At 73.0% G+C, this 20369-nt stretch carries 21 protein-coding genes and 1 riboswitch; of the genes, 8 read left to right on the top strand and 13 right to left on the bottom strand.

The window, feature by feature from the left end; all coding sequences use genetic code 11:
• Positions 1-29 precede the first annotated feature (29 nt).
• Complete coding sequence (locus EV372_RS16365) at positions 30-1748, top strand: AMP-binding protein (RefSeq protein WP_130396671.1); 1719 nt, start codon at positions 30-32, stop codon at positions 1746-1748.
• A 233-nt stretch (positions 1749-1981) separates the two neighbouring features.
• Positions 1982-3037: a 3-deoxy-7-phosphoheptulonate synthase gene (locus tag EV372_RS16360; RefSeq protein WP_130396670.1), complete on the top strand. Its 1056-nt coding sequence runs from the start codon at positions 1982-1984 to the stop codon at positions 3035-3037.
• Positions 3038-3114: 77 nt separating this feature from the next.
• Here the strand turns inward: EV372_RS16360 and EV372_RS16355 are convergent, their stop codons facing one another.
• Entirely contained in the window at positions 3115-4035 is a 921-nt protein-coding gene (locus EV372_RS16355) for a penicillin-binding transpeptidase domain-containing protein (protein ID WP_130396669.1), read from the bottom strand.
• A 227-nt stretch (positions 4036-4262) separates the two neighbouring features.
• Positions 4263-4364: riboswitch (glycine riboswitch) on the top strand.
• A gap of 144 nt (positions 4365-4508) precedes the next feature.
• Here EV372_RS16355 and gcvT point away from each other — a divergent pair.
• The 4 genes from gcvT to EV372_RS16335 all read left to right on the top strand — a co-directional run bounded on the left by gcvT (position 4509) and on the right by EV372_RS16335 (position 8928).
• Complete coding sequence (gene gcvT, locus EV372_RS16350) at positions 4509-5621, top strand: glycine cleavage system aminomethyltransferase GcvT (protein ID WP_130396668.1); 1113 nt, start codon at positions 4509-4511, stop codon at positions 5619-5621.
• 159 nt (positions 5622-5780) lie between these two features.
• A complete protein-coding gene (gene gcvH, locus EV372_RS16345; protein ID WP_019611404.1) occupies positions 5781-6161 on the top strand; it encodes a glycine cleavage system protein GcvH in 381 nt (126 codons plus the stop codon).
• Positions 6162-6168: 7 nt separating this feature from the next.
• A complete protein-coding gene (glyA, locus tag EV372_RS16340) occupies positions 6169-7437 on the top strand; it encodes a serine hydroxymethyltransferase (RefSeq protein ID WP_130396667.1) in 1269 nt (422 codons plus the stop codon).
• A 78-nt stretch (positions 7438-7515) separates the two neighbouring features.
• The gene (locus tag EV372_RS16335) at positions 7516-8928 is read left to right on the top strand and encodes an L-serine ammonia-lyase (RefSeq protein ID WP_130396666.1); all 1413 of its coding nucleotides are present in this window, start codon (positions 7516-7518) and stop codon (positions 8926-8928) included.
• Positions 8929-9024: 96 nt separating this feature from the next.
• Here EV372_RS16335 and EV372_RS16330 read toward each other — a convergent pair whose 3' ends face one another.
• Positions 9025-10455, bottom strand: a complete 1431-nt coding sequence (locus EV372_RS16330) for a sodium:solute symporter family protein (protein WP_130396665.1) — start codon at positions 10453-10455, stop codon at positions 9025-9027.
• Positions 10456-10646: 191 nt separating this feature from the next.
• Positions 10647-11480: a MurR/RpiR family transcriptional regulator gene (locus EV372_RS16325; protein WP_130396664.1), complete on the bottom strand. Its 834-nt coding sequence runs from the start codon at positions 11478-11480 to the stop codon at positions 10647-10649.
• Positions 11481-11602: 122 nt separating this feature from the next.
• Here EV372_RS16325 and EV372_RS16320 point away from each other — a divergent pair, with 122 nt between their 5' ends.
• The gene (locus EV372_RS16320; RefSeq protein WP_130396663.1) at positions 11603-12859 is read left to right on the top strand and encodes a metal-dependent hydrolase family protein; all 1257 of its coding nucleotides are present in this window, start codon (positions 11603-11605) and stop codon (positions 12857-12859) included.
• 44 nt (positions 12860-12903) lie between these two features.
• On the opposite strand, the gene EV372_RS16315 is transcribed toward EV372_RS16320, so the two are convergent.
• From EV372_RS16315 to purU, 8 genes are all read right to left on the bottom strand, one after another.
• On the bottom strand, positions 12904-13305 hold the full coding sequence (locus EV372_RS16315; protein WP_253796734.1) for a VOC family protein: 402 nt from the start codon (positions 13303-13305) through the stop codon (positions 12904-12906).
• Between the two features lie 43 nt (positions 13306-13348).
• Positions 13349-13939: an Asp23/Gls24 family envelope stress response protein gene (locus EV372_RS16310; protein WP_130396662.1), complete on the bottom strand. Its 591-nt coding sequence runs from the start codon at positions 13937-13939 to the stop codon at positions 13349-13351.
• Positions 13940-13941: 2 nt separating this feature from the next.
• On the bottom strand, positions 13942-14547 hold the full coding sequence (locus tag EV372_RS16305; protein ID WP_130396661.1) for a DUF6286 domain-containing protein: 606 nt from the start codon (positions 14545-14547) through the stop codon (positions 13942-13944).
• A gap of 1 nt (position 14548) precedes the next feature.
• On the bottom strand, positions 14549-14923 hold the full coding sequence (locus tag EV372_RS16300; protein ID WP_094801137.1) for an Asp23/Gls24 family envelope stress response protein: 375 nt from the start codon (positions 14921-14923) through the stop codon (positions 14549-14551).
• Positions 14924-14940: 17 nt separating this feature from the next.
• A complete protein-coding gene (locus EV372_RS29090; RefSeq protein WP_013151469.1) occupies positions 14941-15114 on the bottom strand; it encodes a hypothetical protein in 174 nt (57 codons plus the stop codon).
• Positions 15115-15151: 37 nt separating this feature from the next.
• The gene (locus tag EV372_RS16295; protein ID WP_130396660.1) at positions 15152-15472 is read right to left on the bottom strand and encodes a hypothetical protein; all 321 of its coding nucleotides are present in this window, start codon (positions 15470-15472) and stop codon (positions 15152-15154) included.
• Complete coding sequence (locus EV372_RS16290; protein WP_130396659.1) at positions 15472-15942, bottom strand: Asp23/Gls24 family envelope stress response protein; 471 nt, start codon at positions 15940-15942, stop codon at positions 15472-15474. Before EV372_RS16290 ends, EV372_RS16295 begins: the two co-directional genes overlap by 1 nt.
• 357 nt (positions 15943-16299) lie before the next feature.
• Positions 16300-17187, bottom strand: coding sequence for a formyltetrahydrofolate deformylase (gene purU, locus EV372_RS16285; RefSeq protein ID WP_013151466.1), 888 nt, complete (start codon positions 17185-17187; stop codon positions 16300-16302).
• Between the two features lie 177 nt (positions 17188-17364).
• Between purU and EV372_RS16280 the strand changes: the two genes are divergently transcribed.
• Complete coding sequence (locus tag EV372_RS16280; protein WP_130396658.1) at positions 17365-18591, top strand: amino acid deaminase/aldolase; 1227 nt, start codon at positions 17365-17367, stop codon at positions 18589-18591.
• Between the two features lie 153 nt (positions 18592-18744).
• On the opposite strand, the gene EV372_RS16275 is transcribed toward EV372_RS16280, so the two are convergent.
• Together EV372_RS16275 and EV372_RS16270 are read right to left on the bottom strand one after the other, a co-directional pair.
• Positions 18745-19143 (bottom strand): DUF3618 domain-containing protein, encoded by a 399-nt coding sequence (locus EV372_RS16275; RefSeq protein WP_013151464.1) that lies wholly within the window; start codon positions 19141-19143, stop codon positions 18745-18747.
• 15 nt (positions 19144-19158) lie between these two features.
• The gene (locus tag EV372_RS16270; RefSeq protein ID WP_130396657.1) at positions 19159-20277 is read right to left on the bottom strand and encodes a CDP-alcohol phosphatidyltransferase family protein; all 1119 of its coding nucleotides are present in this window, start codon (positions 20275-20277) and stop codon (positions 19159-19161) included.
• Positions 20278-20369: the final 92 nt, after the last annotated feature.

The raw sequence follows: 20369 nt of genomic DNA, 5'->3' as shown, positions 1-20369 counted from the left end.
CGCCCTGTCCACGAACCGGAGGTCGCCACATGTCGAGAGAGACGGCAGCCGAGGGCGCGGCCGAGTTCCGCGCCGCCCGGGACCTGCTCCTGGACCTGCGCGAGGACCAGGAGAGGGCGCACCGGGAGTTCGCCTGGCCCCGGTCGGACCGGTTCAACTGGGCGCTGGACTACTTCGACGAGGTGGCCGGGCGCCGCCCGGACAGGACGGCGCTGTGGATCGTGGAGGAGGACGGCGGCCAGGCCAGGTACACCTACCGGCGGATGTCGGAGCGCTCCGCCCAGGTGGCCAACTGGCTGAACAACCAGGGCGTGCGCCCGGGCGACCGGATCCTGCTGATGCTGGGCAACCAGGTGGAGCTGTGGGAGACCCTGCTCGCCGCGACCAAGCTCGGCGCCGTGGTCTGCCCGACCCCCACCTCCCTGTCCGAGGGCGACCTGCTGGACCGGCTGGAGCGCGGCGAGATCGCGCACGTGGTGTGCTCGGCCGCCGAGACCGAGAAGTTCGCCCCGCTGCGGGGGCACTGGACGCGGATCTGCACGGGCTACATGGAGGGGTGGCTGAACTACGCCGACTCCGAGCACGCCGGTCTGGACTTCCACCCCCCGCACCCCACCCACCCCGACGACCCCCTGCTGCTGTACTTCACCTCCGGCACCGCCGCCCTGCCCAAGCTGGTCGTGCACACCCAGCGCTCGTACCCGGTGGGACACCTGTCGACCATGTACTGGCTGGGTGTGCGGCCGGGCGACGTCCACCTCAACGTGTCCGAGCCGGGGTGGGCCAAGCACGCCTACGGCAGCGTGTTCGCGCCGTGGAACGCCGAGGCGACGGTGCTGGTCGTCAACCAGGAGCGCTTCGACGCGGCGGGGCTGCTGGACGCGGTCGTGCGCTGCGGGGTGGACACGCTGTGCGCGCCGCCGACGGTGTGGCGGACGCTGGCGCAGGCCGGCCCCGCGGCGTGGGACGTGGGGCTGCGCGAGGCGGTGGCCGCCGGGGAGCCGCTCAACCCCGAGGTGGTGGACCGCGTGCGCGAGGCCTGGGGCGTGACCGTGCGCGACGGGTTCGGGCAGACCGAGACGACCGTACTGCTGGGCAACGGCCCCGGTCAGCGGGTGGTGCGCGGGTCGATGGGGCGCGAGATGCCGGGCTACGACGTGGTGCTGACGGACCCGGCCACCGACGAGCCCGCCGACACCGGGCAGATCTGCGTGGACCTGGCCCGGGAGCCGGTGGGGGTGATGAAAGGCTACGCCGACAACCCCGGCCTCAGCCGCGAGGTGGTCCGCGGGGGCCGCTACCGCACCGGTGACATCGCCAGCCGGGATTCGAACGGTTACATTACCTATATCGGTCGATCCGACGATGTGTTCAAGGCCTCAGATTACCGCATCTCACCATTCGAACTCGAAAGCGTTCTGGTCGAGCACGAATACGTGGTCGAGGCGGCCGTCGTTCCCTCTCCCGACCCGCTACGGCTGGCGGTGGCCAAGGCGTACGTGGCCCTGGCCGAAGGGGTGGCCCCCGACGCCGAGACCGCGCGGTCGATCCTGGCCCACGCGCGCGAGCGCCTGTCACCGCACCAGAGGGTGCGCCGCCTGGAGTTCGGTGAGCTGCCCAAGACCGTCTCCGGTAAGATCCGTCGCGTGCAGCTGCGTCGGGCCGAGGCCGAACGCGGCACGGTCGCCGACGGCGCGCGCAACCCGCGCGAGTACTGGGAGGAGGACCTCCCGGGGTTGGAGCGGTGACCGACCGGGCTCCGGAGCCGCCCCCGACGGAAATGGCCGCGCGAGCCGGGAGAATTCCGTCTCACGCTATGAGACGCTTTTCGGCGCCCGAAACCGGTGTGGTGTTTTCTGTCACCCGAACCGTGCCGGCCGACGCGGCAGCGGAGCGCCGAACCGTCCGCGCTACTGTTTTCATAAGACGGTTTTCGTGGCTACAGCGGAAAACACGACAGACGGGACCCGAGGGGAACACCATGCCGAGCACCAACGACACCCGGGTGGCCAGTTACAAGCCGCTCATCGCGCCCCGGGACCTGCTGGCCGAGCTCCCGCTGGGCGCCGAGCGCAGCGCCCTGGTCGAGGAGTCCCGCGCCGAGGTCAAGCGGGTGCTGGACGGTGACGACGACCGCCTGCTGGTCGTCGTGGGCCCCTGCTCGGTGCACGACCCCGAGTCCGCCATGGACTACGCCCGCCGCCTGAAGGAGCTGGTGCCCTCCCTGCGCGACGAGCTGTGCGTCGTGATGCGCGTGTACTTCGAGAAGCCGCGCACCACCGTCGGCTGGAAGGGCCTGATCAACGACCCCGGCCTGGACGACACCTACGACGTGCACCGGGGCCTGCGCACCGCGCGCAAGCTGCTGCTGGACATCAACGCGCTCGGGCTGCCCGCCGGGACCGAGTTCCTCGACCCCATCACGCCGCAGTACATCGCCGACGTCGTCTCCTGGGGCGCGATCGGGGCGCGCACCACCGAGAGCCAGGTGCACCGCCAGCTGAGCAGTGGCCTGAGCACGCCCGTGGGCTTCAAGAACGGCACCGACGGCGACGTCCAGGTGGCCGTGGACGCGGTCGGCGCCGCCGCCGCCTCGCACACCTTCTTCGGTATCGACCCCACCGGCGCCGGTTCGGTGGTCGTCACCGAGGGCAACCCGGACTGCCACGTCATCCTGCGCGGCGGCCGCAGCGGCCCCAACTTCGGCGCCGGGCAGGTCGACGCCGCCCTGGACGTCATCGAGGGCGCCGGGCTGCCCCGCCGCCTGATGATCGACGCCAGCCACGCCAACAGCGGCAAGGACCACACCCGCCAGCCCGGTGTGGCCGCCGCGATCGCCGCCCAGGTCGCCGAGGGCCAGAAGGGCGTCATCGGCGTGATGCTGGAGAGCTTCATCGTCGAGGGGGCCCAGAAGCTGGGCGAACCCGCCGCCCTGACCTACGGCCAGTCGATCACCGACAAGTGCATGGGCTGGGAGACCACCGGCGAGGTGCTGACCCAGCTGGCCGAGGCCGTGCGCCAGCGCCGCAAGGCCTAGCCTCCCCCGGAGGACGCGCGTCGGCCCGCTCCCGTGACGGGGGCGGGCCGACGCGCGTCGCGGGGCCCGCGCGGCGCTCAGGCGGTGCGCCCCTCCTCGGGCAGGACCTCCAGCTCCACGAGCATCTCCCGTCCCAGGGACTCGCCCAGCTCGGCGTCCTGGTCCCCCTCCGGTTCGACGCGCAGCGCGAACGTGTACAGGTCCCCGCCGCGCTCGACCCAGCCGACCCACCAGCCCGGCGCGGGGTCGGCCTCCCGGCCACGCCCGGCCTTGGCGTGGAGGGCGTAGCCGTCGCCCTCCTCCAGGGCGGCGAGTGCGCGCACCGCCTCCTGGTGCGCGTCGTCCACGGGCAGTTCGTCGCGGGCCAGCCGGGCCAGGAAGGCGGTCTGCTCCATCGCGGAGATCTCCAGCGGTCCCTCCAGCCAGAACCGGTCCAGCGCGTCCGCGTCGCCCACCGAACGGTTGCCGTAGTCCAGCCGGTCCACCCAGGCCGCCATCGGGCCGTGCCCGACCCGGCGGGCCACCTCCTGGTAGACGGGGACGTTCGAGGCGGGCAGGGCCTCGCGCAGGGCCGTGTCCCGCTCCCGCCGGTCGACGGGCCGGGATCCGCCCCCGTGGGGCACCGCCTCGTCCACGTCCCCGACCGCGCCCGTCTGGAGCCCCACCAGGGTGCTGACGAGGTCGAAGGTGGACGCGGGGACCGCGCGCTCGCGGGCCCGCTCCGGCCCCACCACGGTCGCCTCCCGCTCCATCACGTCGTGGAGCACGAAGGTGCCCTCCACGCCCGCGTCGGCGAACACCGCCTCCAGGTCCCCGCGCTCGACGGCGGCCACGTCGCCCCGCGTCAGGGGCGGGGGCCCGGCCTCCGCCCCCTCCCGGGAGTGCCCGTCCGGCTCCCGCGGTCCGTCCACGGCCCCGGCGCACCCCGTGCCCGCGGCCAGGGACAGGACGCATCCGGCCGCGAGCGCGCGCGCCGCCCTCCCGGTGTCGGTTCGCATCCGTCTCCCTCCCCGCTCGGTACTCTCCGCAACTCTCCGCACACGCTAATCCCCGCGTTCCCGCTCCAGGGTGGAGGCGGCCGGAGTGTCGGAGACCGGAGGGAGCGCGGCGGACAGGCGCGGACGGCGCGCGACGGTGCCGCTCACGGGCGCCGCGCGGGAGCTCCCGCGCGGCGCCGGGCACCCTTGGGTGCCGTTCACGGCCGCTGCTAGGCTGAACGTGTTGCTGACCCCGTACGGGAGAGTGCCCGCGTATCCAGCGCGGGCCGCCGAAGGAGCAATCCCTCCCCGAAGACAACCTCTCAGGCACAGCGGACCGTACGGGCGAGACCACTCTGGAAAGCAGGGACAGCCGTCCCTCGCCGAAGGTGCAAGCCGCGCCGAGCGCGCGGCGAAGCTCTCAGGCACAGATGACAGAGGGGGAGGATGGCAACGCCACGCACGTCACGACGCCCATCCTCTCGGGAGTGCCCATGTCAGATGCCGCATCCGCGCCGCGCGCGACAGCGCTGCGCGAGGTCCACGAGAAGGCCGGCGCCACCCTCGTCGACTTCGCCGGATGGCTCATGCCGCTGCGCTACGGCAGCGAGACCGCCGAGCACCGGGCGGTGCGCGAGGCCGCGGGCCTGTTCGACCTCTCCCACATGGGCGAGATCCGGCTGACCGGCCCGCAGGCCGCCCAGGCCCTCGACCACGCGCTGGTCGGCCACCTGTCCCAGGTCAAGGTGGGACGCGCCCGCTACTCCATGATCACCGCCGAGGACGGCGGTGTCCTGGACGACCTCATCGTCTACCGGCTGCGCGAGGACGAGTACCTCGTCGTGGCCAACGCCGCCAACACCGCGGTCGTCGCCCCGGCCCTGGCCGAGCGGGCCGCGGACTTCGACGTCGAGGTCCGCGACGAGTCGGCCGAGTACGCGCTGATCGCCGTCCAGGGACCCCGAGCCGTCGACGTCCTGGCACCGCTGACCGACGCCGACCTGGACGGCATCCGCTACTACGCCGGGTACGAGCACACCGTCGCCGGTGAGCCCGTCCTGCTCGCCCGCACCGGCTACACCGGCGAGGACGGCTTCGAGATCTTCGTCAGCCCCGCGGACAGGGCCCCCAAGGTGTGGGAGGCCCTCATGGCCGAGGGCGAACGGCACGGCCTCGTCCCCGCCGGGCTCTCCGCGCGCGACACCCTGCGCATGGAGGCCGGGATGCCGCTGTACGGGCAGGAGCTGACCGCCGACCTCACCCCCTTCGACGCCGGTCTGGGCCGGGTCGTGAAGTTCGACAAGGGCGACTTCGTGGGCCGCGCGGCCCTGGAGGAGGCCTCCCGCTCCTCCCGCCCCCGCCGCCTCATCGGCCTCGTCGCGCGCGGGCGCCGCCCGCTGCGCCAGGGCCAGGAGGTCCTGCGCGACGGCACCCCCGTCGGAACCATCACCAGCGGCGCGCCCTCACCCACCCTGGGCCGCCCCATCGCCATGGCCTACGTGGACGGCGACCTCGACACCTCGACCGGCGCGTTCACCGTGGACGTGCGCGGGCGGGGCGAGGACGTCGACGTGGTCGAGCTGCCGTTCTACAAGCGGCAGTCGTAGGAGCAGGGGCCTTCACACCCCGAAGGCCCGCACGCCCCCGGCACGGCGGGATCCCCCCACAGGGGACCCGCACGCACGGGGCGCGACCGGGCGTAGGCCGGGCCGGGCAGCCGTACGGGCGCGCGGCAGGAAAATGGAACACCTCCAAGGAGAGTTGAAGTGAGCGTTCCCACGGAGCTGGGTTACACCGCCAAACACGAGTGGGTCGTGGTCGAGGACGGGATCGCCACCGTCGGGATCACCTCGTTCGCCGCCGAGTCCCTGGGCGACATCGTCTACGTCGAGGTGCCCGAGGTCGGCAGCGAGGTGACCGCGGACGAGCCGTGCGGCGAGGTGGAGTCCACCAAGTCCGTCAGCGACGTCTACTCGCCCGTGAGCGGTGAGGTCACCGAGGTCAACGCGATCCTGGAGAACGAGCCCGAGACCATCAACTCCTCGCCCTTCGAGGACGGTTGGCTGTTCAGGGCCCGGATCTCCGAGGAGCCCTCCGACCTTCTCTCCGCCGAGGAGTACACCAAGCTGACCGAAGGCGAGGAGTAGGCCCCCGATGGCTACTGACAACACGCTCAACCAGACGCTGGGCGAACTGGACCCCGAGGTGGCGGCCGCGGTCGACGCGGAGCTGGCGCGCCAGCGCGACACCCTGGAGATGATCGCCTCGGAGAACTTCGCCCCCCAGGCGGTGATCGAGGCTCAGGGCACCGTCCTGACCAACAAGTACGCGGAAGGGTACCCGGGCCGCCGCTACTACGGCGGGTGCGAGCACGTCGACGTCGTCGAGCAGCTCGCCATCGACCGCGCCAAGGCGCTGTTCGGCGCCGAGCACGCCAACGTGCAGCCGCACTCGGGCGCGCAGGCCAACACGGCCGTGTACTTCGCGCTGCTCAAGCCGGGTGACACCATCCTGGGCCTGGACCTGGCCCACGGCGGCCACCTGACCCACGGCATGAAGATCAACTACTCCGGCAAGATCCTCAACGCGGTGGCCTACCACGTGCGCGACGAGGACGGCACCGTCGACTACGACGAGGTCGAGGCGCTCGCCGAGGAGCACCGGCCCAAGATGATCGTCGCCGGGTGGTCGGCCTACCCGCGCCAGCTGGACTTCGCCCGCTTCCGCAAGATCGCGGACTCGGTCGGCGCGCTCCTGATGGTGGACATGGCGCACTTCGCCGGTCTGGTCGCGGCGGGGCTGCACCCCAACCCGGTGCCGCACGCCGACGTGGTCACCACGACCACGCACAAGACCCTGGGCGGCCCGCGCGGCGGCATGATCCTGGCCAGGGCCGAGCTGGGCAAGAAGATCAACTCCGCGGTGTTCCCCGGCATGCAGGGCGGGCCGCTGGAGCACGTGATCGCGGCCAAGGCGGTGGCCCTCAAGGTCGCCGCGGGCGAGGAGTTCGCCGACCGCCAGCGCCGCACGGTCTCGGGCGCCAGGCTGCTCGCCGAGCGGCTGACGCGGCCGGACGCGGCCGAGGTCGGCGTGAAGGTGCTCTCGGGGGGCACGGACGTGCACCTGGTCCTGGTGGACCTGGTGAACTCCGAGCTCAACGGCCAGGAGGCCGAGGACCGCCTGCACTCGATCGGGATCACGGTCAACCGCAACGCGGTGCCCAACGACCCGCGTCCGCCGATGGTCACCTCCGGCCTGCGGATCGGCACCCCGGCGCTGGCCACCCGCGGTTTCGGCGACGAGGACTTCGCCGAGGTCGCCGACGTCATCGCCGAGGCGCTCAAGCCGCAGTTCGACGAGGCCGCGCTGCGCGGCCGGGTCCAGGCGCTGACCGCGAAGTACCCGCTCTACCCGAACCTGTAGAGCCGTGCCGTGCGGGGCCGGGCGGCCCCGCACGGCGATCTCATGCCCCGGGCCCTGTACTCGACGAGGAGGACAGCCATGGCCATCAGCGTGTTCGACCTGTTCAAGATCGGAATCGGACCGTCCAGCTCGCACACGGTCGGGCCGATGAAGGCCGCGCGCACGTTCGTGGCCGGACTGCGCGAGGAGGGCCTGCTCGACGGCGTGGCCCGCGTGCGCGCGGAGCTGTACGGCTCCCTGGCGCTCACCGGCAAGGGGCACGGCAGCGACCGCGCGGTGGTCCTGGGACTGATGGGGCACACCCCCGAGCACGTGGACGTGGACGCGGTGCCCGAACTGGTGGAGGGGGTGCGCCGGGAGCGGACCCTGTACCTGGGCGGGCCCGCAGGGCCGCCGGTGGCCTTCGACCCGGCCGTGGACGTGGACTTCCGCCGCAGGGAGAGCCTGCCCGACCACCCCAACGGAATGCGGTTCGTGGCACTGGACTCCTCCGGCGCCGAACTGGCGGCGAAGGTGTACTACTCGGTGGGCGGCGGGTTCGTCGTGGACGAGCGCGCTGCGGGCGCGGACCGGATCAAGGCCGACGACACCCGGGTGCCCCACCCCTTCTCCAGCGCCGAGGAGCTGCTGGGGATCTGCGCCGACACCGGGATGTCGATCAGCGCGGTGATGCTCGCCAACGAGCAGGCCTTCGGGCGCTCCCCCGCGCGGATCAGGGCCGAGCTGCTCGTGCTGTGGGAGGCGATGCGCCAGTGCGTGCGCCGCGGGGTGACCACCGAGGGCAGCCTGCCCGGCGGGCTGAAGGTGCCCCGGCGGGCGCACCGCCTGTACCGGCAGCTGGGCGGCAACTGCGACGAGTCGGGGCTGCTGGCGCCGACGGGGGTGGACTCCGACCCCATGCGCGGCAGCGACTGGATCACGCTCTACGCGCTGGCCGTGAACGAGGAGAACGCCGCGGGCGGCCGCGTGGTGACCGCGCCGACCAACGGGGCCGCGGGCATCGTGCCCTCCGTACTGCACTACTACCTGCACTTCAGCCCGGGCGCGGGCGACGAGGGCGTGGTGCGTTTCCTGCTGACCGCGGGGGCCGTGGGCATCCTGTTCAAGCAGAACGCGTCGATCTCGGGCGCCGAGGTGGGCTGCCAGGGCGAGGTGGGTTCGGCCTCCTCGATGGCCGCCGCCGGGCTGGCCGAGGTGCTGGGCGGCACCCCCGCGCAGGTGGAGAACGCCGCCGAGATCGCCATGGAGCACAACCTGGGGCTGACCTGCGACCCCATCGGCGGCCTGGTGCAGGTGCCGTGCATCGAGCGCAACGCGCTGGCCTCGGTGAAGGCGATCAGCGCCGCGCGTATCGCGCTGCGCGGCGACGGCAGCCACTTCGTGTCGCTGGACAAGGTCATCCGGACCATGCGCGACACGGGCCGCGACATGATGGACAAGTACAAGGAGACCTCGCGCGGCGGCCTGGCCGTCAACGTCATCGAGTGCTGAGGGGCCGGTCTTCCTCCCGGCCGCCGTGGCCCGCCCGCCGGGGCGTGGGAGGAGAGCACGGGGACCGCGCCCGGTCGGGAGCGGTCCCCGCGTGTGTCAGGCGTCGGTCCCGGTGGGTGCGGGCGCCTCGGCCGCGGCCACCCGCGCGGGGTCGGGGGCCTTGGTGACCAGGCTGGCCACGACGAGCGCGACCAGGGCGGCGGGCAGGGCGGCGATGACCGCGTTGAGGCCGCCCGGGGTCCCGGCGACCTGCCATCCGATGGTGGTGGCGGCGCCGACCACCAGCGCCGCGACGGCGCCCGCGGTGGTCGCGCGCTTCCAGAACAGCACCGACAGGACCACCGGGGTGATCGCGGCGCCGTAGACCGTGTAGGAGTACATCTGCAGCTCCAGCACGGTCGGGAAGAACAGGCTCAGCGCGAGGCCCGCGAGCGCGATGCCCACGACCGACAGGCGCTGGACCACGAGCTTGCGGCGCTCGTCCACACCGTCCCCGGCGAAGCGGGCGTACAGGTCGTAGGCGACGTTGGAGGCGCAGGAGAGCATGTACGAGGACCCGGTCGTGATGACGAAGGCGACCGCCCCGGCCAGGATCAGGCCGCCCAGCACCACCGGGAGGTAGCCCTCGGAGGCCAGGCTGAGCACCGCCATGTCGCCGTTGATGCCGGGCATGAGGATGGCGGCGCAGGTGGCGAGCAGCACGACGGGCACGAAGACGAAGAAGCTGCCCACGAGCATGCCCGCGGTCGAGGAGCGGGCCTCGCGCTCGTCCTTGGCCGCGGCCAGGCGCTGGTACATGTTCTGGTCGGCGAGCAGCAGCAGGAAGAGCGGGAGGAAGTAGCCGAGGAGCTGGAGGGCGGTGAGCCCGCCGCTGAAGGTGGTCGCCTGCTCGGGCAGGCCCTCCCAGTAGGCGCCGGGGCCGCCGACCGTGGCGAACACCAGCGGCAGCGACACGAACAGGCCGAGCACGATGAGGATGGCCGAGACGAAGTCGGTGTAGGCGACCGAGAACAGGCCGCCGGTGACGGTCAGCAGCGTCACGACGGCCGCGACGAACAGCGTCCCCTGGGTCGCGGTCAGCGGCGTGACCAGGCTGACGACGTACCCGCCGCCGACGAACTGCGAGGCGGTCAGCCCCAGGAAGGCGATGGTGGTGACCACGGCGGCGACGGTGCGCACCCCGATGCCGAAGCGCACCTCCAGCAGTTCGGGGATGGTGTGCCGGGACGCCCGGCGGATCCGGCGGGCCGCCAGGAGCAGGACCAGGATGCCCAGCGGCGTCCCCGCGAAGAAGACCATGCCCGCCATGGGGCCGTAGGTGTAGGCGAAGTTGGCGCCGCCGATGATGGTGCCCGAGCCGACCCAGGTGACCAGCATGGTGGCGATCATGACGGGACGGGGGAGGCTGCGTCCGGCGAACAGGAAGTCGTCACCGCCGCGCAGCCTGCCCGAGCGCGCGAAGTAGAGGGCGATCCCGATCATGGCCAGGATGTACACGGCGAGGATCACGAGATGGGTCGTCTGCATGGGCCACCTTCGCGGCGAGGTTCAGAAAGCAGGGGATGTGGACGCGAGGGACCGGCCTTCCGGAGGCGGTCCGACCGGGCCATGTAAGCAGCCCCGCCGCGTGAAGTGCAACACTTATTGCAGCGAACGTGACCCTGATCACGTCACAGTCGTGTCACCGCGTCTTCCCAGGTCGTTCCCCCCTGCGTCGCTCAGAAGAGCTCCGTGCTCTCCCAGAGCCGCTCGGTGTCGCGCACCGCGGCCAGCACCGCGTCCCCGCCGAGGCGGGCCAGCTCGGCCAGCACCGCGTGGACGACCGCCATCACCGGGGTGAGCGAGGGGAACATGCCCACGCCCTCGCTGGGCACCAGCAGCACGTGCGCCGCCCCCTCCACCAGCGGGGAGTCCCTGCGGTCGGTGATCACCGCGACCGGCACCGACCGCTCACGGGCCACCCGCGCCGCCGAGCGCAGCGCGACCGGGAGCCGCCACAGGTCGCACGCCAGCAGCAGGTCGCCGGGGCCCATCCTCGCCAGCGCGCTGACCAGGCCGGTGCCGCCCAGATCCAGGCGCTCCACGTCGTAGCCCATGATCCCCGCGGCGTGCGCGAGCTGCACGCCCGGCGCCGCGAAGGTGCCCGAGCCCACCACCCGCGTCCGGCGCGCCCCGTGCACCGCGCCCGCCAGGGCGCGCACCCGGGCGGGGTCCAGGGTCCGCTCCAGGTCGCGCAGCCCCTCGCGGTCGGCGCGGAAGGCCTCGCGCACGGGGTCGGCGTCGGACCCGGCGTGCTCGGCCAGGACCTCTCCGGCGCTGAGCGAGGCCAGGTAGCGCGAGCGCAGTTCGACGCGCAGGGCGGGCCAGCCGGTGAACCCCAGGGCCTGCGCGGCCCGCACGACCGTGGCGACGTTGACCCCGGCCCGCTCGGCGAGCTCGGCGGTGCTCGCGTAGGAGGCGAACCTCGGCTCGTCCCGCAGCACCCTGACCACGCGCTCGGCCGCGCGGCCCAGGCGTCCGCCGCCGAGCGCGGCCTCGATCCAGTCCGCCATCACCCCTCCGTCCCGGCGCCCCGGACCGCGCCGCACCCCCAAGCGATACCACCCCCGCGGGGTGGCCCCCTCCCCGTGGTGCAACATATATTGCAACAACGCGAACCCCGACGGAGGTATCCATGACCCGCCAGTCAGAACCGCACATCCTCTTCACGGGAGCCGGGCTGCTCGACCCCGAGGCGGGCACGAGGACCCCCGGCTCCTGGCTCCTGGTGCGGGACGGCCTCGTCGCGGGCAGCGGCCGGGGAACTCCGCCCGAGGTGGGACCGCAGGTGCCGACCGTGGACCTGGCGGGGGCCACCCTCATGCCGGGCCTGATCGACGCCCACGTGCACCCGACCGCCTTCAGCGCCGACCTCGGCGCCGCGATGGACCAGTCGCCCGCCTACGTCGCCAGTTACGCGGGACGGTCCCTGGGCGACATGCTCAGGCGCGGCTTCACCACCGTCCGCGACGTCGCCGGGGGCGACTGGGGGCTGGCCAGGGCGGTCGAGGAGGGGCTCGTCGACGGCCCCCGGCTCATGTTCGGCGGCAAGGCGCTGTCGCAGACCGGCGGCCACGGCGACTTCCGCACGCCCGGCCGCCAGGGCAACGACACCCACGCCTGCTGCCCCGGCGCGGGCATCGTCTGCGACGGGCCCGTGGAGTTCCGCCGCGCGGCCCGCGAGCAGCTGCGCACCGGAGCCCACCACCTCAAGATCATGCTCTCGGGCGGCGTCGCCTCCCCCACCGACCGCATCGACTCCACCCAGTCATCCGAGGACGAGATCCGGGCCGTGGTGGAGGAGGCCGAGGCGGCCAACCGCTACGTGACCGGCCACGCCTACACCGCCCGCGCCGTCAACCGCGGGCTCCGCCTGGGCGTGCGCTGCATCGAGCACGGCAACCTCATCGACGAGAGCAGCATCGAGCTGTTCCTGGAGCACGACGCCTACCTGGTGCCCACGCTGGTCACCTACCAGGAACTCTCCCGGCAGGGGGCCGCCAACGGGCTGCCCGCGGCCAGCCAGGCCAAGGTGGACACCGTGCTCGACCGGGGGCTGGACGCCCTGCGCATGGCCCACGAGGCCGGGGTGAACCTGGTCTTCGGCAGCGACCTGCTCGGCGGCATGCAGGACCGCCAGAGCCAGGAGTTCGCCATCCGCGGCCGGGTCCAGCCCGCCGCGGACGTGCTGCGCGCCGCCACCGTCAACGCCGCCCGGCTGCTGGGGCTGGAGGGGGTCGTCGGCACCCTGCGTGACGGGGCGCGGGCCGACCTCGTCGTGGTCGACGGCGACCCGCTCACCGACATCGGGGTCCTGGCCTCGCCGGAGACGAGCGTGCGCACCGTGCTGCGCGACGGCCGGATCCGCCACGAGCGCGACGCCGTGCGCTGACGCGATCGGCGGGTGCGGGCCCCGGGGCCCGTGCCCGCCGTCGCTCAGGAGATGGCGGCGGTCGCGTCCATGTACAGGAACTCCCACAGGTGGCCGTCGAGGTCGGCGAAGGAGCGCGAGTACATGCCGGTGTGCTCGATGGTCCTGGCGTGGGTCGCCCCGGCCACGGCGGCGGCCTCCGCGATCCGGTCCACGTCCTCACGGCTGTCGGCGCTCAGGCAGGTGATCACCTCCGCGCCCGCGGAGGTGTCGGCTATCCCCGAGGGCGTGAACTCCGCGAAGAAGGGTTCGGACAGGAACAGGACGCGCGAGGTGTCGCTGACGACCATGCACAGCGCCCTGTCGTCGGAGAAGGCCTCGTCGTAGCCGAAGCCCAGCGCGCTGAAGAACTCCCGGGTGGCGTCGACGCTCTTGACGGGCAGGTTCACGAAAGTCGTTCGAGTCATGTGGCGAAGCTAACAGCAGGCGCCGACAATCGGCGGCAACGGCTCAGGCCAGGCTGCGCCGCGGGTTCTTGGCCGGTGCCGTCATCGACATCCGCACGACGGCCGGGACCTGCTCCAGGTCCAGCGCCCGGCGCAGGTTCGCCAGCGCCTCCGAGCTCACCCGCCGCCACACCCCGGCCACGTCCGCGTCGTCGTCCAGGGTCAGCGCCAGGCGCAGGTGCGGCGCCTCGGCGGACTCGGTCAGCCTCGCGCGGGCGCGGCGCACGCCCGGGTAGTCGGCGACCTCCTGCTCCAGGGCGCCGCGGGCCACGTTCTCGGACATCTCCACCCGCCCCTGCTCACCGCGCTCCAGGACCAGGCGCCCCACCGTGTCGTTGAGCCCCTGGGACATCAGCCAGCGCAGGGCCAGGAAACCGGCGACGAAGGCCACCGCGACCACCGCGTAGGGCACCCACTGCTGGTCGAGCGCCTCCCGGGCCCCGGGGCCGAGCAGGACGCTGTCGGCCGCTCCCCCGCCGAACAGGCCGCGCCCGGCGGCCAGCGACGCCAGCCCGGCGACGAGCAGCACCGCCCCCACGACCGCCAGCCCCCACCGATTCCCCCGCGCCGACCTGCGCGACCTGTCACCAGCCATGGTCAACCCTCCGCGTACCGCACGTGGGTGGCGATCCGCATGCTGCGCAGCGGCGCCAGCTCCTCCAACCGCCGCTCCACGGCCGCGGTCACCTCGGCGGGCAGCCCCTCCGACCCGCGCATCCCGGTGCGCGCGTGCACCCGGATCCTGTTTCCGCGCACCGTCACGTGCACGCCGTCGACGCCGCTGACGCCCTCGGCCGCGGCGGCCACCGCCCGGCGCAGCGCGGGCCGGGTCAGCCCCACCACCAGGGCGGGGTCGTCGGTGCGCAGGGCCGTCCAGCGCCCCCGTCCGGGGGCCAGGGCGGCCACGATCAGGGCCAGCCCGATGAGCGCCAGGACCGCCGAGGCGATCTGCACCGACGGCATCGACCAGGTCGTGGTCGCCGCGTACCCGCTGGCCGCGCCGACCGGGATCAGCCCCAGCGGGCTTCCCGCCAGGGCCGAGATCACCTCGGCGGCGGCCACGACGGCCACGAGGAGGATCACGAAGCCCGTGATCACCGCGGGCCAGGACCGCCGCGGACGGAACGTGTGGACGGCCACCCGCCTGGCCCGGCGGTCGACGCCCTGGTCGGGGCGTCCGAGCACCTCTTCCACGGTGGTCATGTCAGCGCACCAACTCCGCGATCTCGATGTCGATGTGGTGGACCCGCTTTCCGGTGATCTGTTCGATCCGCCGCCCCACGTGCCCGCGCACCCGCGCGGCGACCTCGCGCACCGAGTGCGGGTAGCGGACGCCGACCCTCAGCCTGAGCAGCACGACCTCGCCGCTCACCCGGGCCCGCGCCGTGCGCGACCGGGCGGGGAGGGCGCCGGGGACCTCGCGGACCGCGCGCGCGGCCGCCTTCTCGACCACACCGGGTTCGATGACGGTGCGGCCGCCGGGGTCGCGTTCCCCCCCGCCCCCGCTCCGCTCCCGGGCGACCTCGTCGCCCGGGCGTTCCCTCTGTCGGGGAACCGTACTGGTCCGCACTCCGGCCACGTCCGCTCCCTCACGTCTCAGGCGGAGCGCCGCGAGAACATCGCGGTGAGGTCGATCTCGCCCTCCATCGCCCGACCGGCGACGAACCCCGCGAGCCCCAGGATCAGGACCAGCGCGAAGGCCGTGAACCCGCCGAACGCGGCGGCCAGACCCAGTACCGTCCCGTAGGACAGTCCGACGATGGGCCACATGGCTTCCCCCTCTTGTCCAGCACCCGATGCTGCCTGCTCAACCGCCCGTACGGGCGCCGTCCCGCAGTCCCGCGACCACGTCCTCCACGGACACGTGGACGGTACGGCCCCCGGCGACCGGGGTCAGGCCGCGGCGCAGCTCGGCGGCGATCTCCGGCAGGGGCCGCCCGAACCGGAGCACGACGCCGACCTCGACGCTGTCGTCGCGTACCGCCACCCCCAGGACCCGTCCTCCGGGGACGGGCGTGGTCAGCGTGCCGAAACCGCCCGAGGACAGCTCCACCACGTCCGGGAAGCGCTCGGCCTCCCGCACCAGGCGCCGGGCGACCTCGCCCGGGTCCCCGTCGGCGGCCGCCATCACTGCACTCGGGGCGCGGACTCGCCGTCGTCCTCGCCGCGGTCGTCGTCGGGCAGGTGGATGTCGTCCACCCGAAGGTTGATCTCGGTGACCTCCAGCCCGGTCATGCGCTCCACCGCCGAGGTGACGTTGCGGCGCACGGCCGCGGCCAGGTCCTGGATGGCGACGCCGTACTCGACGACCAGGTCGATGTCGACGGCGGCCTGGCGCTCGCCCACCTCGACCGCGACGCCCCGCGCGACCGAACCGCTGTCGCCGCCCCGGGTCACGACGTCCCTGACCGCGCCGACCGCACGCGCGGTCCCGCCGCCCATGGCGTGGACGCCGCCGATCTCCCGCGCGGCCATGCCGGCGATCTTGGCGACCACGCCGTCCGCGATCTGGGTGCGCCCGCCCTCCTCTCGCGAGGAGTCCCCCCGGCTGGTCCGGCCCGACTCGCGGGCTCCCGGCACCTTGGTCTCGGTTCTCATGTCCGTCACTGGATCCCCCTACGCAGTGTGCGGGCCGCACGGGCGGTCGCGGCGCCGAAGGCGCCCCCGGACCGCTCCCCGCGCCTTCCCGGCGGATGTGCCCTCCCAGAGAGCCGGACCGAAACCCGGGCCCGTGTCATGGCCGGAAGGATGTCGAACTGACCACACCATATACATACACACTGTATCCGACAAAGCACTGTGAGTAATTTTTCCTGGTCGGAACGGGCAAGGTCAGTCCCATCTCCGACCCAAAACAGCGTCGAGAATCTGGTCGGGGCAGGAAAACGCACGGGGGCGCCCGTGGGCGCCCCCGTGCGCGGACCGCACCCCGCCGCCGCGCGGCGGGCGTCCGGCTCAGCCGAAGATGACCGTCTTGTCCCCGTTGAGCAGCACGCGGCGCTGCGCGTGCCAGTTGACCGCTCGCGCCAGCGCCACCGACTCCAGGTCCCGGCCGATCGCCGTGAGCTGCTCCGGGCTGTGCGTGTGGTCCACCCGGGACACCTCCTGCTCGATGATCGGGCCCTCGTCGAGGTCGGCGGTGACGTAGTGGGCGGTCGCGCCGATCAGCTTCACACCGCGAGCGTGGGCCTGGTGGTAGGGCCGGGCACCCTTGAAGCTGGGCAGGAAGGAGTGGTGGATGTTGATGATGCGGCCGGACATCTTGGCGCACAGCTGCTCGGAGAGCACCTGCATGTAGCGCGCCAGGACCACCAGGTCCACGTCGTAGGAGTCGACCAGCTCCAGCAGGCGCGCCTCCTGCTCCTTCTTGCTCCCGGCCGTGACCGGCAGGTGGTGGAAGTCCACACCGTAGGAGTCGGCCAGGAACTCCAGGTCGGGGTGGTTGGAGACCACGGCGGCGATGTCGGCGTCCAGCAGGCCGCTGCGCTGGCGGTAGAGCAGGTCGTTGAGGCAGTGGCCGAACTTGGACACCATCACGATCATGCGCGGGCGCACGTCGCGGGGGTTGAGGGTCCACTCCACGAACGCGTCGCCGCCCCGGCCGCCGAAGTCGCCCGCCAGCGCCGCGAAGGCGCCGCGCAGGACGTCCTCCCCCACCACGCCGTCGCCGCCCCGCTCCGCCACGAACTGCATCCGCAGGAAGAAGCGTCCCGTGTAGTGGTCGCCGTACTGCTGACTCTCGGTGATGTTGCAACCGTGGTCGGACAGCAGGTTGGCCACAGCGGCGACGATGCCCCGGCTGTCGGGGCACGAAAGGGTCAGGACGTACTCACGCTCACTCATGGAAAGAACCACTCCCGGGGTCGGACGGCTGATCAGCCGTGACACCCCAGGGTATCGCCCCCGCGACACCGGGGACCGGTTGTCGCGAGGCCCTCCGCGGACCGCCCGCCGCGGGGTACCGCGTCCCCTTTTGCGCCGAGAATATGAAAGACATTCATGTTCTGGCATGCTCAGGACATGACAAGTCTGCGCGAAACGTACGAGTCCGCCACACGCGGGCTCGAAGCCCCCTTCGCCCTCGTCGACCTCGCCGCCCTGCGCGCCAACGCGGCCGACCTGACCCGCCGCGCCCACGGCAGGCCCATCCGGATCGCCAGCAAGTCCGTGCGCAGCCGCGAACTGCTGCGCACCGTCCTCGCCCTGCCCGGCTACGCGGGCGTCATGGCCTTCACCCTGCCCGAGGCCCTCTGGCTGGCCACCGGCGACCGCCCCCTCAGCGACGACGTCCTCGTCGCCTACCCCACCGTCGACCGCCAGGCCCTGGCCAGGCTCGTGCGCGACCCCCGCGCCGCCCGAGCGATCACCCTGATGGTGGACGACACCGCGCACCTGGACCTGATCGGCGCCGCCGTCGCCGACGCCGCCGGGTCCCGCGGCCCCGACGCCCCGCCGGTCCGGGTGTGCCTGGACGTCGACACCAGCTGGCAGCCCGTGGGACCGCGCCTGCGCGTGGGCACCTACCGCTCCCCCGTGCGCACCCCGGCCCAGGCCGCCGCGTTCGCCCGCGCGGTCGCGGCCCGCCCCGAACTGGAGCTGGACGGGATCATGGCCTACGAGGGCCAGATCGCCGGGGTGGGCGACGCCCCGCCCGGCAGGCCGCTCTACGGACGCCTCCTGCGCGCCGTCCAGCGCCGCTCGGCCGTGGAGCTGGCCAAGCGCCGCGCCGCCATCGTCCACGCCGTCAGGGAGGTCGCCGACCTGCGCTTCGTCAACGGCGGCGGCACCGGCAGCCTGCACACCACCGGCCGGGAGAAGGCGGTGACCGAGCTGGCGGCGGGCTCGGGGCTCTACCACCCGCACCTGTTCGACCACTACCGCTCCTTCGGCGGACGCCCCGCCGCCCTGTTCGCGCTCCCCGTCGTGCGCCGGCCCGGACCGGGCGTGGCCACCGCCCTGGGCGGCGGCTACCCCGCCTCGGGCCCCGTGAACGCCCACCGCGCCCCGCTCCCCCACCTGCCCGCCGGGCTCTCCTACAGCGTCAACGAGGGCGCGGGCGAGGTGCAGACGCCCCTGCTCGGCGCCGCGGCCGACGGCCTGTCCGTCGGCGACCGGGTGTGGATGCGCCACGCCAAGGCGGGAGAACTGTGCGAGCGCTTCGACACCCTGCACCTGGTGGACTCCGACACCGGCGAGTACGCGGGCGCCGTGCCCACCTACCGGGGCGAGGGCCAGACCTTCCTTTGACCTCCTCTCCCGCCTGAAGGCGGCGCCCCCGGGCCCGGGCGCGGCCCGTGCCGGACACCGCCCCAGCGGCCCCTGGACACCCGGCCCGGCGGTGGCCGCACACACGGAGGGGCCCGCTGACGCGGACCCCTCCGAACGTGCGCCGGTCCGGCGCTACTTCCTCCTGCGGTGCACCGCCCAGGCCACCACGCCCACCGCGACGACCGCGCCGACGCCGACCGCGAGCAGCAGTGCCTCCGGGGGGAGCTGACCGCGCGACTGGTAGGTGGTGACGACGTGGCCGTCGCCCTTGACGACGATGCTGCCCTCCTCGGGCTCCACCGGGTGGCTCTCCACGCGCACCGCGCCGCCCCCGACCACCAGGGCGCGCGCCTCGTCCACGATCCGGGCGCCGCGTTCGCGGACCCTCTCCATCTGCTTGCGGGCGATGTTGGCGGGCCGGGCCTGCACGCTCAACTCGTCCAGGGTCTCGGCGAGCTGGCGCTGTTCGCGGTTGATCTCGGCGACGACGTCCGCCGGGGTCAGGCGCGGTTCGGTGTCACGTCCCGTCATGGGTGCCTCTCTCCACTAGCGCAGGGTCGTCTGAGAACCCGTGTCCGAGCCGGTGTCCCGGCTCCCTTCCTCCGCGCCGTCGGACGGACCGGAGAATCTCAGCGCGCTGTCGATTCCGTCGACCACGCGGAAGAAGTCCCGCGTGGACAACCACAGTTTATAGATGATGGCGATCTCGAAGGCGAGGAGCAAAACGCCCGCCACAGCGGTGATCCACCCGATAAGGGACGGCGCGCCGAAGGCGGCGACCGCCAGCGGCGCGATCACGAACACCGACATCTGGAACTCGATGCCGCCCACCAGGTGCGTCCTGACCCGTCTGGCGCTGAGGGACGACCAGAACCGCTGGTACCACGGGAAGCGGTTGCGGAACTCCTGGTGCAGGTCCACCTTGGGCAGGGTGAGGTCGGGCTGCTTGCCCGCCGTGCGCTGGTTGCGGGCCTCGCGCTCGTTCTGGCTGTGCAGGATCTGCTCCAGCACGCCGATGCCGTGGCGCAGCACCGCCTGCTCGCCGCCGTCGCTCATCGTCCGCCCGCCCGCGCCGGTGGCCGAGCCGGTGTCGTCCTCCTCCGGCTCCAGCATCGACAGGGTGGCGCGGGCCCTCTCCAGGGCGGCGGCCAGGTGCGAGCGCATCTCCCTGCGGACCTTGTACACCTGGAGCGCGTTGAGGTAGCGCAGCATGTCCAGGAACACCACGGCCAGGGCCAGCCACACGAACCACACCGGCCCGTCGCCCTCGGCGTTCTCGGCGACGACGTACTGCCCGCCCATCAGGGCGACCACGCACACCAGCACCCGGAACCGGTCGGAGACGTAGTCCATCCAGGAGCCGAACAGCGACTCCGAGCCGGTGAGCCGGGCCAGCTTGCCGTCCGTGCAGTCCATCAGGAAGGACAGCAGGTACAGCAGCGCGCCCAGCGCCAGGAAGTGGCGGTAGCCCAGCGAGAAGCAGACGGCCGCGCCGAGCCCCAGGAAGAGGGCGACCACCGTCAGCTGGTTGGGTGTGATCGAGGTGCGGTTGGCCACCAGGCGCACGAGCCGGACCGCGATGGGGTCCACGAGGTAGACCGTCCACCAGGAGTCGCGCTCCTTGAGGGTCCGGGCCCTGACCTCGTCGAGTGTGAATCCAGGCATCGTCGCCAATACTCTCCAAGCGAAGCGGGTGTGTTCCGGCCCGCCGGGCGCCGCCGACGCGGCGTCCCCGGTGCGCGGCGGACGTCGCCGGG

It is taken from the genome of Nocardiopsis sp. CNZ308, assembly GCF_004217075.1.
The sequence above is the reverse complement of the archived record's forward strand: the minus strand, read 5'-3'. Positions and strand labels throughout refer to the sequence as shown.

Excerpts from the sequence above, each read along its gene's own strand:
- EV372_RS16330 (WP_130396665.1), bottom strand. The coding sequence starts at position 10,455 with ATGCAGACGACCCATCTCGTGATCCTCGCCGTGTACATCCTGGCCATG.
- EV372_RS29090 (WP_013151469.1), bottom strand. The coding sequence starts at position 15,114 with ATGTGGCCCATCGTCGGACTGTCCTACGGGACGGTACTGGGTCTGGCC.
- EV372_RS16290 (WP_130396659.1), bottom strand. The coding sequence starts at position 15,942 with ATGAGAACCGAGACCAAGGTGCCGGGAGCCCGCGAGTCGGGCCGGACC.
- purU (WP_013151466.1), bottom strand. The coding sequence starts at position 17,187 with ATGAGTGAGCGTGAGTACGTCCTGACCCTTTCGTGCCCCGACAGCCGG.
- gcvT (WP_130396668.1), top strand. The coding sequence starts at position 4,509 with ATGTCAGATGCCGCATCCGCGCCGCGCGCGACAGCGCTGCGCGAGGTC.
- EV372_RS16295 (WP_130396660.1), bottom strand. The coding sequence starts at position 15,472 with ATGGCGGCCGCCGACGGGGACCCGGGCGAGGTCGCCCGGCGCCTGGTG.
- EV372_RS16280 (WP_130396658.1), top strand. The coding sequence starts at position 17,365 with ATGACAAGTCTGCGCGAAACGTACGAGTCCGCCACACGCGGGCTCGAA.
- EV372_RS16305 (WP_130396661.1), bottom strand. The coding sequence starts at position 14,547 with ATGACCACCGTGGAAGAGGTGCTCGGACGCCCCGACCAGGGCGTCGAC.
- EV372_RS16335 (WP_130396666.1), top strand. The coding sequence starts at position 7,516 with ATGGCCATCAGCGTGTTCGACCTGTTCAAGATCGGAATCGGACCGTCC.
- EV372_RS16310 (WP_130396662.1), bottom strand. The coding sequence starts at position 13,939 with ATGGCTGGTGACAGGTCGCGCAGGTCGGCGCGGGGGAATCGGTGGGGG.
- EV372_RS16325 (WP_130396664.1), bottom strand. The coding sequence starts at position 11,480 with ATGGCGGACTGGATCGAGGCCGCGCTCGGCGGCGGACGCCTGGGCCGC.
- glyA (WP_130396667.1), top strand. The coding sequence starts at position 6,169 with ATGGCTACTGACAACACGCTCAACCAGACGCTGGGCGAACTGGACCCC.
- EV372_RS16275 (WP_013151464.1), bottom strand. The coding sequence starts at position 19,143 with ATGACGGGACGTGACACCGAACCGCGCCTGACCCCGGCGGACGTCGTC.
- EV372_RS16270 (WP_130396657.1), bottom strand. The coding sequence starts at position 20,277 with ATGCCTGGATTCACACTCGACGAGGTCAGGGCCCGGACCCTCAAGGAG.
- EV372_RS16360 (WP_130396670.1), top strand. The coding sequence starts at position 1,982 with ATGCCGAGCACCAACGACACCCGGGTGGCCAGTTACAAGCCGCTCATC.
- EV372_RS16315 (WP_253796734.1), bottom strand. The coding sequence starts at position 13,305 with ATGACTCGAACGACTTTCGTGAACCTGCCCGTCAAGAGCGTCGACGCC.
- EV372_RS16320 (WP_130396663.1), top strand. The coding sequence starts at position 11,603 with ATGACCCGCCAGTCAGAACCGCACATCCTCTTCACGGGAGCCGGGCTG.
- EV372_RS16365 (WP_130396671.1), top strand. The coding sequence starts at position 30 with ATGTCGAGAGAGACGGCAGCCGAGGGCGCGGCCGAGTTCCGCGCCGCC.
- EV372_RS16355 (WP_130396669.1), bottom strand. The coding sequence starts at position 4,035 with ATGCGAACCGACACCGGGAGGGCGGCGCGCGCGCTCGCGGCCGGATGC.